This window comes from Mycoplasma sp. CSL7503-lung (assembly GCF_025515455.1).
Taxonomy (GTDB): Bacteria; Bacillota_I; Bacilli_A; order Mycoplasmatales; family Metamycoplasmataceae; genus Mycoplasmopsis.
This window is the reverse complement of record NZ_JAOPHP010000008.1, coordinates 25,569-37,675: the sequence shown is the minus strand read 5'-3', so window position 1 is coordinate 37,675 and position 12,107 is coordinate 25,569. Positions and strand designations below refer to the sequence as shown.

Below are 12,107 nucleotides of genomic sequence, written 5' to 3'. Positions count from 1 at the left end.
ATATAATTTGAGTTATATTATTTTCGGTGTTAATATAATATATAATTTAATAAATTAAAATGAAAAAAACTCATATCAATAAAAAATTAATATGAGTTTTGTGTCAAATTTTATTCACCTAACTTACTAATAAATTATTGAGTAATTATAATTTTTATTTAGACTACTATCAAAAAAATGGTTTTTTAAGTATTAAAGATGAAAAGATAGTTGAAAAAGATAAAAACTTCGAAAATGAATTTGTTAATTACAAGATCAATAATATTGTTCAACTAACAAAGTTTGTTAAAGAATTTCAAAGCAAGGTTTCAAACATTATAAACCTAAAACTAGTTAGAATGTTGAATGAATATTTTGATAAAGAATATAGCGATTATATTAATTTACTACTTTGATATTCTTTTATCAAAAGAGTTTATCCTAGCGTTAAAAAATACATTTTAGAACAACGTAAAAAAGAAATTGGTAAACGTAATATTCATGAGTTTAAACTAATATATGATAAACAACTTCCTTCAGATATTAATTTCGAAATTTCTGATGAAGAATTTAAAATTGAATTTATTGAACAAGACTTAAAATATCAATACGAATTAGTTGCTTTACTAGAATCCAAAAATAATAAACATCTTCATTATTATGACTCTAAAAATGAAATAAGTTTTATTAATAGTATCATTCATTTATTTAAAAGTGATCTTAAAGAAAATAAATACTCAAATATATCGCTATATCGTAACCCTGTAAGCAGTGGTATATTTTATGAATATTATGATGAAGATAGTAATATCAAGCGCCAATTTCCTGATTTTATTTTAGTTTATAAAACTAATAAAATCGAACATCAAGTTAATGTTGAGATTAAAGATTTTAATAATGATTATGACGATTTGAAAACTGACAAAATAATTGATTCATATCAAGGTTATTATAATGAAATTAATAAGTATACAACACCAGTTCAAATTGTATCTTCGATACTAATTAAAGTAGATAAATCTATTGCAACTTCAAATAAATTTATTATCGCGGGTGGTGGAAGTACAAATATGAAAGTAAATGATAATATCAAACAAAACATTAATACTAATCAAACTATAAGTTGAATATACAATATACCAAAAGATATTTAAAGAAAAATGAAATTAAGTTTTAATTCTTAATTTCATTTTTAATTATTGAATAACCATTTTTTGAACCACCAATATATTCAATATTATTAGATTCTTTTAATAATAGATACTTTTAAAATATTTTTTTAAATTAATTCACAATTATAGTGCTTTTTTAAGTAAAAAACAATATTTTATATTATCTTTCTTTAGCATTTAAGTTGGTTTGAGTATCATTGGCAAACTACATTATTATTAAACTTTATTAACTATGTAGAATTTTTTATAACCAAATAAAATAAATTACATAGAATTTTAATATAATAATTTTGATAATTTAATTTATATTAGGGAGTTCTAAAAATAAAATATGAAAAAATGAAAATTTATGTTAGGTACTTTAGTGCCTTCTATGTCTAGTTCGCTAGTTTTTTCTGTATCATGTAGTGCTAATGAACAAACTAGCAAAAAAGCAGATGACCCAGAAGTTATTTATAGCAAATCAACAATTCAATTAAATAGCGAAAATAACGTACAAGCAATTAATGAATTAAATAGTGAAAACTCATTGCAAGCTAATGTTCTTGTTGAAGAAATACAAAAAGGTGTTGAAAAACTAAATGAAATTATTAATAATGAAATTCAACAATTAAGTGAAAAAGATAAGGTAGATCAATATTCTTATAGAGTACCTGAAAATTCAAAATTTTTAAAATTATACTCAATAAATTCTAATAACGAGAATGGGCAAGTACAAATAATTAATGAACATATCTTACAATATATCAAATCATTTAAAGAAAGTTTTGTAGCAATCGCAAAAGATAAAGAAGTTAAAGAAAATTTTAAAATGATAATCGAAAATGTTTTAAGTATTTTTTCAAATCTTACAATGAGTTTAGGTTTTAGCGCAAAAGAAACAAAAGAAATTATATCTTACGAAATTTTACCTGTATTAAAAGAAGTTCTTGATGTTGAAAAAACATTGCAAAAAGCAAATAGTCTTTCAGAGTTATATAATACTTTTAGACTAGGTATAAATGCATCAATACAAAACCAAATGTTTGTAATTGATAAACTAAAAGATTTTTTAGGCATTGCAGATACACTTGAAAGACTAAAAAATATGTCATTAAACGTTTTTAAAAGACAACCAAAAATAAAAGAATTAGTTATTAAGGAACAAATAAAAGATTCTGATATCGAGGTTTCTATAAGTTCATTATTAAGTCCAGATCTAAACAATAATCCTCAAGAGATATATCAAAAAATAATGGTAATTAGTGGTATTTTCAGTAAATTATATAGTTATAATAGAGAACCAAACGGAACAACTTCATTTAGATTTAATGGTTTAAATCAAAATGATAAAGAGTTATTAACTAATAATTTAAAAAATTTATTAGTTTTAAATAATAAATTCATTGGATCAAATGAATTTAAAACAGAAATCGCAAATTATTTCACAAATGTTATAGAAAAGATAGCAAATAACAATCAAATTCCTCAAAAAATAAATACTATTTTAAGTTTATTTGATTCTGTCAAAAACAGAATTACACAAATATTATTTAGTAGTAGAAATAATTAAATAACATTTTTAATATGTATAAAATAATAAAAAATGCAAACTTAAAATTTGCATTTTTTAATTAAACTAATTGATCAAAAATGTCGTCACCTGTTTCTTCAACAATATCAACTCCAAAGTTTTTAGCAACAATATTACCTAACGTTCCTAAACCTTGGAAGTTTGGTAAAACTTTTGGTTTTGTAAACATTTTTGAAAAAATAGTAGCAGGTAAAAACTCTCTTGTATGATTAAAACCTGGATATAATGGATCATTACCATGATCTGAAGTAACAATTAATAAATCATCTTCACGCATTGCGTTAATTAATTTACCTAATTTAACATCTAACTTAGCAATATTTTCGGCATAACCATGAACATTACGTCTGTGTCCATAATGCGAATCGAATTGTACTAAATTAGTAAAAATAAATTTATTTTCTGTTTCTTGTTGTGCCAATTCTATTGTAATATCCATACCATCTTCATCACCTTGACTTGAATAATGAGTGCTAATTCCTTGACCAACAAAAATATCATTAATTTTACCTATTGAAACAACTTCAACACCTTTATCTTGTAGTCTGTTTAAAATCATTTCACTTGGTTTATTTGCGTAGTCATGTCTATTAAATGTTCTTTCAAAACTTCCAAATGTTCCAATGTATGGTCTAGCAATAATACGACCTACATTTCATTCTGGACGAGATGAACAAATTTCACGAGCAGCTTTTGCATATCTATATAGATTATCTAATCCTGTTCATTCTTCGTGAGCACATATTTGCAAAACAGAATCAAGTGATGTATAAACTATTATAGCTCCTCTTTCTTTTTCTTCGTGTGCTAATTCATTAATTATTTCAGTACCTGATGAAGATTTATTACCAACAATCGGTCTTCCATCAAAAGCCTTTGATAACTCATCAATTAATTCTTGTGGGAATCCTGTTTCTGTAAAAGTCGGAAATGGTGTAACTGTTTTAATACCCATCATTTCTCAGTGACCTGCTAAAGTATCTTTTGCATTTGAAACTTCTTGAACTTTAGCCATATATGCTAATGTTTTTGGGACATGATAATTACCATTTAAATTTGTAATATTACCTATTCCTAATTTTTTTCATGTGTCAATTTTAAATTCTTCAACCATAGAAGCTGATCTTATTGTATTAGCACCAGCATCACCAAAGAATTTTTGATCTCTATCAGGACCAATTCCTAGACCGTCTGTTACAATCATAAATATACGTTTAAATTTTGCCATATATTAACTCCTTTTTGTAATTTTTAATATACATTTAATTTTACTCTTATAATTGAAAAAAATATATTTTATTTTGTTTTGATTTTAAAATTTTAAAGGTAAAAAATGATATAATAATTATATTAAAAATATAAAAACACAATTTTAGGGGGAAAAAATGAAAAAAATACTATTTTTGGAAGGATCATTAGATAATTCAAACAACTCATATTCAACAGTAACTATGAATAAATTATATGAAAAATTAGTTGCAGAAGGTCACCAAGTTGAAAAATTTAACTTAAATGACACACACTCAAAAGTGTTTTTAACAAGCTCAACATGAAAAACATACTTTAACGATATTAAAAGTGATTTTTGAATTGATAAATTAAAAGAAACAGATTTATTAATTATTTCTGAATCAATGACAAACTTTGGAGCTGCCGCCGTTGTTAAAAACTTTATTGATTCAATAGCTGTTGCAAATAAAACATTCTCATATAAATATTCTAAAAAAGGTGATGCTATTGGTTTGTTAGATAAATTAAACGTTTTAGTAATCGCATCTCAAGGTGCACCGCGCGATTGATACCAATGAGGAAGTCATATAAATTGATTAGTTGGTACATTTAACTTTTTAGGAGCAAAAAAAGTTGATACAATCGAAATTACAGGTACAAAAACAGCATTATTTAAAGATACTAATCCAGAAGCATACTACGAAGAAAATAAAGAATTATTTGTTTCTAAACTCAAATCATTCGATTTATAGTATTAATTATTAAAAAATCCATAGATATAATAAACTATGGATTTTTTAATAAAACAAAAGTTTCTTAATAATAAATAACTTTTTATTAAATTATTTTTTATCATCTACATATACAATTGTAAAACGTAAGGGTGTCCCACCATTTTGTTCATCGAATAATATTTTAACTCATCTTTTTGAGCCAAAAGTGGAAGCTAACTTTACTGCTCTAGCATATTTAGCTAAATCAAAATTTTGTAGAGCTATTTGGTTTTGAAATAATGAGGGATAAATATATGAATAAGTAAAAATAGCTACGTTAGTTTTTTGTTTATTTTTTGGAATATCTTGCTCACCATCTTTTACCTGAGTAGAAAATGAAATTTTTAAAATAATTCCTTGTTTAGTCAATAAATAAGCATCATATTCTAAGTTTTCATCCATTACATTTTCTTCAATAACATATTGTAAAACTTCATTTGTTGTTGGTCTATTAAATGCACTTGTTTCTAAACTGCTTTTTTGTATATCTTGACTTAATGCTTCAAGTGTACCTTGAAATTGATCAAATGCATCATAAAGAGCAAAAGTAAATCTGTCTAAATTAAATAAGAATCAAAGTCAATTTTTCGAAAATAATTCAGATAATTTTTCACGATAATCTTTTAAACCTATTACTTTTTTGCTAGAAAAAAAACTATCATCAGAACGATACATTGCAACTACATTATTACCATAAAGTAAATAATCTTTTATTTGTGTTAAATATTCATCACTTATTTCTCTTTGCTTTTTAATATATGCGTTCTTACTTTTTTCTGTTTTAAAAGTTAAATTTAATAATGAATTTACATATTCATATTTTAAGAAAACATCTCATTTATCTTCTTTTATTTCTTTTGTAACAATTTGACTCATTTTAGTTTCATTAGATATATTTTGTGTTTTTTGACATGAAACAGCAACTGTTGGAACTAAGGCTAGAATCGAAGATAAAAGAAATCATTTTTTCATTTTTTTCATTATTTACCACCTTTATAAACTAATGCACCAAGGGCTGGAAAACCAAAATTATCTATTACTTCTTTTTCGAATGAGTCAAAACCTTGTTGTTGACGGTGAACAATACCATTATGATAAGCGTCAGATACTAATTTAATAGATATATTTTGTGTTCTAGATCTTGAAAAATAAGCAATTTTGTCAAAAGTTAAAACTTTGTTTTCGTCATTATTTTTGGAAATTAATACTCTTATTAATATTCTACCTTTTCTTAAGTAATAAACGTCGTTTGGTGATTCAAATGATTCATCACCTTCTCTTAATTGATCTCAATAGTTATCGAAGAATTTTAAATTATCCGGTCTTGATTGTTTATCTAAACGAGCGAAAAATTCTTCAGTATGTTTAGCTGTTTCTAATTCTGGGAATGTTCATCAATTAGAATAAGTTCAACTAAATTTTTCTATATTTTTAATTACAAATAATCAATTATTTGTATAAAAACTTCTTAATAAGTTTAAACCTTCATCTGTTTTGAATTCTAAATACTTTCTACTTAATTCACTAAATTGGTTAAATAATTCTTCTTCGTTTTTTTGAGAATTTAAAAAATTAACTTTACCAACTTCATCATCTCTAAATCTTAAGTTAACTAAATTGTCAATTATTTCATTAGTAGCAATTTCTTGTGGATTTAAATTGTTTGGAACAAATTCAAAACCAGTTGGTATTTTGTTTTTTAATTGTGAATTTTCACTACTATTTATACATGACACAACAGAAAATAATGTTGTAGAAACACCTAATAAAGAAAGCTTTAAAAATATTTTATTAATTTTGTTCATCGATAAACCTCATGCTAAATCTATATATTTTCAATCCTTCTTTATTAATTTCGTCTAAAGCACTTGTAAAGTGTCCATTGTATTGATAAATAGCTTGAAATTCCATGTATTCTTTGTCGTTGTGTTCCTTAAAGAATGATGCTTCGTCGAAAGTTTCACCTTCCGATTCAGCATCTTCTTTAGCATATTCATATTCTCTATTAAACTCTTCTAAACGTTTTTGATAGATTAAATCTTCTAAATTTTTTAATTGTTCTTCGATGTTATTAGAATCGTTAAAAACTAATAAATCGGTCATAATTTGAATTTTTGGAACACCATTTTCAATAAATTTTCAAATCTTAATAGCTTTATTATTATCAAAAATTAAATACCAAGATTCTTTATTTGTATAAATATTGCTATTTTTCAACATTTCAATATCTTTAAAATCAAATTTCATCAAATTCATCGGATTAATATTTTCTATATTAATAGTTAATGAACCGAAATTATTTTGAACTTGTTCAAAATACTCTTTTTCTTTATCAAAAGCACGATATTTATCTCCGTAAGGATTAAACACATACTTAAAATGCGAAATATTGTTTAATGTTCAATATCAATCGTTTGATAATGCGTTTTTGATTACATCTTTAGATTTATTTGCTAAATAATTATAATCACCATTTTTATGAACACTATTAGTGATAAAAACAGGATCATATACAAATGCATACTTTAATTCATTATATTTAGCATCAGATTTATTTTCTTGTTGAAAAACATATATATTTTTTTCATTTTCGTTTTGGTTAGAAAAGAAATTTAAAATTGATTCGATATAAGTATTTTTGTAAAAATAATTTTTCTCTTTAACTTTATATGAAATATTTTGTTTTTTCTGATCTTGACTACTTATACAACTTATTACACTTATTGGTAAGGCAAATAAACTAAAACTAGTTAGAAATAACTTTTTCATAAAATAGTTTTTCTAATGACTCCTTCTTATCTCCGGAATATAATATTTGACCATTATGAATAAGTGTTACAGAATCAACATATTTGTCTATTTCTGCTAAAACATGGGAACTAATTAAAATAGTAATTTTTTCATTTTTATTAATGTTTTTTAATAACGAAAATAACTCAAATCTTGCAGTAGGATCTAAATTGGCCGCCGGCTCATCTAAAATTAATAATTTAGGATTATGCAATAACGCTTGAATTAGTAAAACTTTCTTCTTTTGACCTGATGAAAAATTGTATGGTTTTTCGTTGATTAAATTTTCAATATTAAATAATTTTAAATAATGATAAATTCTTTCTTTTGCAACTTCTTTTTTAATATTTGATAAAATCGATAAATTATATAAATAGTTATAAACTGTTAATTCTTTTGGAAATATCGCGACCTCAGGAACATACCCTAAAATTTCACGTGCTTCAGCGTTTTTAATATCGATATTATTAATTAAAACATCTCCTTGGTAATTTGTGTAAGCTCCAATTATCGTTTTAATAGTTGTTGTTTTACCGGCACCGTTCTCACCTATAAAAGCATGAAATGAACCGGAATTTACTGAAAAACTAATTTCATCAATTCCACGATTAGATTTTGAAAATATTTTTTTTAAGTTGTTAACTTCTAAAATTTTTTCCATAACTATTTAAATTCCTTTCTTTTGTATAAAACAAATACGGATGCAAATAGTCCTCCAATAATTATTAATCATAGTACAAAATAAACATTTTTATTTACTATTTGTTTTTCTCTGTTAATCGCAAATAATTGATCTTGACTTTGGAAAAGATAATTAGTTTTACTATCAATTAAATCATATCTAATTAAAACTTTATTTTCTTTTACAAATAGTTTTTTCTCGAAACCTTCATAACCACCAATTAAGTACTTAAATCCAGCGATACGTAATTCTATTCTATTATCACCAAACGAATCTGGTTTTTCTTGATCTACAATTACGGCTTCAAAAATGTCGCTATTTTGATAATTAAAATAAATAAAGTTTAATATTGCGGTTGCAAAGTAAATTTTTCTTTCGATTTCAGATTGTAATTTTTTATCTTTAACTGCATGTTCATCAAACAATACTAAGTTAGAATTTGAATATTGATTGATTTGACTTTCGTTATTATTAATAAATTCTGAAAGTCTATCTAGTAATTTTCATTTTAACTGAACAGGATCTATTATTTCTTTGTTTTGATTCATTTCACTTTTGAATTTTTCAACGAACTCTCTAGCGATAAAGTTAAATGCTGAGTCTTGTAAAACTTCAAAAACGTATTTTCATTTTAATTTTCCAACCAAATTATTTTCCGCAGAAAATTCTGAATTATCTTCAGGAAATGAAACATTAACGCTTGAAGCGTCCTCTCTTGCGTAAATAATATCCGTATTAACGCTATTAGGAATAACAGAATTTGATTTTAATAAACCGGGAACTATATATTTTTCACTATTTCTACTTTTATCTGTTACACTAAATTTCTTTTGATTTACATTTTCATCCAACTTGTACTTAAATAAAATGCTATCTAGATTATTGTAATAAACATAATTATCTTGATTTGAAAAACTATTTTTACTAATAGATTCAAATACATTTTGATCTTTAAAGTTAAAGATATCTAACAATTGATAAGGGACAGATAATCATGAATAAACTTGTCATTCACTTGAAGATTTATTAGCAATATTCATAACCTCTTTTAAGTAATCAATTTGTTCTTGTGTAAATTTTTTATTTTCATAACCATTTGGCATTAACAATAATTCATCTTTGTTATTGTTAATAAAATAAGGTTCTACATTTACCTCGTTACCTGAAAAATGGTAAGGGTATTTTTTATTTATATAGTATGCAGCGTTATTTACATTTGTAGTAGCATTAGCTGACAGTAATGAACCCCCTAATGCTAAAGGGATAAAAAACACTAACGGTAATGTAATTGATATTTTTTGGCTTAGTTTATAACTTATTAAAGAAGTTATTAATCCAATTAATAAATAAGTTGCTAATCCTACAACGAAAAATAATAATGAGTAAACAAAAAGATTCACAGATGAATATAATGCGTATGTAGAAAGCAATGCTGATATGAATAAAATTGATGATCAAATTAACCCAAAATAAATTAAAGTTAATAATTTTCCAAATACAAAATTATTCCTTGAAATAGGTTTAGATAAACCAACTAGTTCTAAACCTTCTTCTTCGAAATCTTTAAAAATATTTAGAGATTTAATAGATGCGAATAAAACCGTTGTAATAAGAATTGCAAATATATATAGATGCGATGAAAGTGGTAAATATTTTTCGTTTATGGCAAACTTAAATACAAATCCAATGATAAAAGAAACAATAAAAGTTAAAGTCGGAATAATAATTGAACTTTTTTTCTTAAAAACAGTATTAAAAGCAAATTTCGAATATTTATATGCTGATGTTTTCATATTTTAACCTTTCTAAATAATTAATTCATATTTAAATATGAATTAAATGATGAAAAAACTTTTTGCAACTTGTTGTGTGCAAAATAATTTATTATGAATTTTTATTAAAAAATAATATTTTTAATAAAAAATAATTTTAAAATTGTAAATTAGAACAAAAAGGACTAGTAAATAAAATTATTTAGATAAACTTATGTAATTATGGTGTTTTATAAATTATTTTTTTTACAAATCTTAATTATTATATCATCAATTAACTGATTTTATTTTTTCTTTTTAAATTTGGGTTATTTATTATAAAAACACCTTAGATTTTAACTAAGGTGTAATATGTTAAAATAATTTTAATTGCTTTCACTTCAACTTTCACCATTTTTAATTTTTTCTCAAATTTCTTTTGTAATAGAACTAGGTAAAACAGAATTTTCAAAACTTAAATTAGGTGTGTTTTTAAAAGCGTTATTTTCAATTTTTGTAACATTAGGGATTTTTATGGTTGTAAGAGATGTGTAATCACTAAAAGAATTATAAGGAATTGTTTTTATTTCAGATAAATCAATTGTTGTTAGAGTCTTTTTTATCGAATCATATAAGTCATTATTATTATTAGGATTATTAAATAAATTATACGGTAATTCTTTTAATTTTGGAAAGTAAATCTCTTGTAAAGATTCAAAATTTTCATTAGTAAAATCAATAGATCCATTTTCCATTTTTTCTAATTCGGGTAAATCTAACGAAACTAATGATCTTAAATATTGGATAGAATTATAATCTTTAATCTCTTTCAATTTTGGAAGTTTTAATGTTTTTAAATTGTTAAGTAACTGCAAACTAGCACCTCAAATTTCAGTTACATTCGGGGCATCAATAGATACTAAATTAATATTAGAAAAAGTATATTCAGGTATTAAAGTTACATTAGGCATATAAATGCTAAATTTAACATTATTAAATGTTGTTTGAAAATAAAGTGGTTTATCCAATAATCATATAATATTAAGATTATCTGGTAGGTAAATTGCATTATCATAGGGGAAACTGTATGTATTATATTCACTTACACTATGATAAGGCCCTTCCGAAATACTCCCAATAACAATACCATCTTCAACCGCTTTTTCATCAATGGTTATTGTGTTACCTTTAAGAAAATTAACTTTGGATATCGCACCTATTTTTTCACTAGAAAATTGTGAATTTTTACTTATTTTATACCTTATGATAATTTCATTTTCGTTTTTTGTTGCTGAAATAAAGTGATATTTATATTCTTGATCTAAATTGTTAAATAAAATATTTGTTTCATTTAAATTTTCATTTTCTATTTTGTCATAAGAACGATATTTTGAATTTTTAAAACTAAAAGAAGCATTAATATTCTCAAAATTAACGGGTGCTTGAAATTCTGATTCATTAATCAAAAATTCTTTTTGTTTTGAAGTTTCGGAACCTGATGTTAATGTATATTTAACCATGATACCAGAATCATTTTTAGTTGCAAAAATGAAGTTTACAGAAAATCCATTGTCATTTGTGGCAATAAAATTATCCTTATTTTTCAATTCTTCATCAGTAACTGATTCTAAGGTTTTATTGTGTGAATCTTTAAAACTAAAAGAAGCATTAATATTCTCAAAATTAACGGGTGCTTGAAATTCTGATTTATTAATCAAAAATTCTTTTTGTTTTGAAATTTCAGAACCTGATGTTAATGTATATTTAACTATGATACCAGAATCATTTTTAGTTGCAGAAATGAAGTTGACCGAAAATACATTGTCATTTGTGGTAATAAAATTATCTTTATTTTTCAATTCTTCATCAGTAACTGATTCTAAGGTTTTATTGTGTGAATCCTCGAAAGAAAAAGACAAATTCATTTTTTGAAAAATATTGTTGTATTTAAATTTATTTGCTATTAAAATTGAAACAAGAGTAGATAAAGAAAGTGTAGTTGTAAAAGTTTGTAAAAACTTAAAGAATGATCTTTTTTTCATAACTATACAATTATACATACTACAAAAAAAAAAAAAAAAACGATTTTTTAAAAATATTATCTTACAAAATCAAATCAAGTCCATTATTCTTAAAATACAAATTTTAAATGAACAA

At 23.9% G+C, this 12,107-nt stretch carries 10 protein-coding genes; 3 read left to right on the top strand and 7 right to left on the bottom strand.

The genetic code is table 4. From position 1 onward, the window contains the following. The first annotated feature begins 137 nt into the window (after nucleotides 1–137). Nucleotides 138–1,133: a hypothetical protein gene (locus N9R85_RS01760; RefSeq protein WP_262858316.1), complete on the top strand. Its 996-nt coding sequence runs from the start codon at nucleotides 138–140 to the stop codon at nucleotides 1,131–1,133. 349 nt (nucleotides 1,134–1,482) lie between these two features. Next, nucleotides 1,483–2,703 carry a hypothetical protein gene (locus tag N9R85_RS01755; RefSeq protein WP_262858315.1) on the top strand — a complete coding sequence of 407 codons (1,221 nt, stop codon included), beginning with the start codon at nucleotides 1,483–1,485 and terminating at the stop codon, nucleotides 2,701–2,703. A gap of 61 nt (nucleotides 2,704–2,764) precedes the next feature. On the opposite strand, the gene N9R85_RS01750 is transcribed toward N9R85_RS01755, so the two are convergent. Continuing rightward, a complete protein-coding gene (locus tag N9R85_RS01750; protein ID WP_262858314.1) occupies nucleotides 2,765–3,952 on the bottom strand; it encodes a phosphopentomutase in 1,188 nt (395 codons plus the stop codon). Nucleotides 3,953–4,109: 157 nt separating this feature from the next. On the opposite strand from N9R85_RS01750, the gene N9R85_RS01745 reads away from it, so the two are divergent. Next, nucleotides 4,110–4,706: an FMN-dependent NADH-azoreductase gene (locus tag N9R85_RS01745; RefSeq protein WP_262858313.1), complete on the top strand. Its 597-nt coding sequence runs from the start codon at nucleotides 4,110–4,112 to the stop codon at nucleotides 4,704–4,706. Between the two features lie 90 nt (nucleotides 4,707–4,796). Here N9R85_RS01745 and N9R85_RS01740 read toward each other — a convergent pair whose 3' ends face one another. The 6 genes from N9R85_RS01740 to N9R85_RS01715 form a co-directional block, all read right to left on the bottom strand. Further along, the gene (locus tag N9R85_RS01740) at nucleotides 4,797–5,708 is read right to left on the bottom strand and encodes an aromatic motif membrane protein (protein ID WP_262858312.1); all 912 of its coding nucleotides are present in this window, start codon (nucleotides 5,706–5,708) and stop codon (nucleotides 4,797–4,799) included. Next, complete coding sequence (locus tag N9R85_RS01735; RefSeq protein WP_262858311.1) at nucleotides 5,708–6,532, bottom strand: aromatic motif membrane protein; 825 nt, start codon at nucleotides 6,530–6,532, stop codon at nucleotides 5,708–5,710. Before N9R85_RS01735 ends, N9R85_RS01740 begins: the two co-directional genes overlap by 1 nt. Further along, nucleotides 6,519–7,496 carry an aromatic motif membrane protein gene (locus N9R85_RS01730; protein ID WP_262858310.1) on the bottom strand — a complete coding sequence of 326 codons (978 nt, stop codon included), beginning with the start codon at nucleotides 7,494–7,496 and terminating at the stop codon, nucleotides 6,519–6,521. Before N9R85_RS01730 ends, N9R85_RS01735 begins: the two co-directional genes overlap by 14 nt. Then, nucleotides 7,474–8,178 (bottom strand): ABC transporter ATP-binding protein, encoded by a 705-nt coding sequence (locus N9R85_RS01725; protein ID WP_262858309.1) that lies wholly within the window; start codon nucleotides 8,176–8,178, stop codon nucleotides 7,474–7,476. Before N9R85_RS01725 ends, N9R85_RS01730 begins: the two co-directional genes overlap by 23 nt. Before the next feature lie 2 nt (nucleotides 8,179–8,180). After that, entirely contained in the window at nucleotides 8,181–9,992 is a 1,812-nt protein-coding gene (locus N9R85_RS01720; RefSeq protein WP_262858308.1) for an ABC transporter permease, read from the bottom strand. A gap of 344 nt (nucleotides 9,993–10,336) precedes the next feature. Further along, entirely contained in the window at nucleotides 10,337–11,992 is a 1,656-nt protein-coding gene (locus N9R85_RS01715; RefSeq protein ID WP_262858307.1) for a leucine-rich repeat domain-containing protein, read from the bottom strand. Nucleotides 11,993–12,107: the final 115 nt, after the last annotated feature.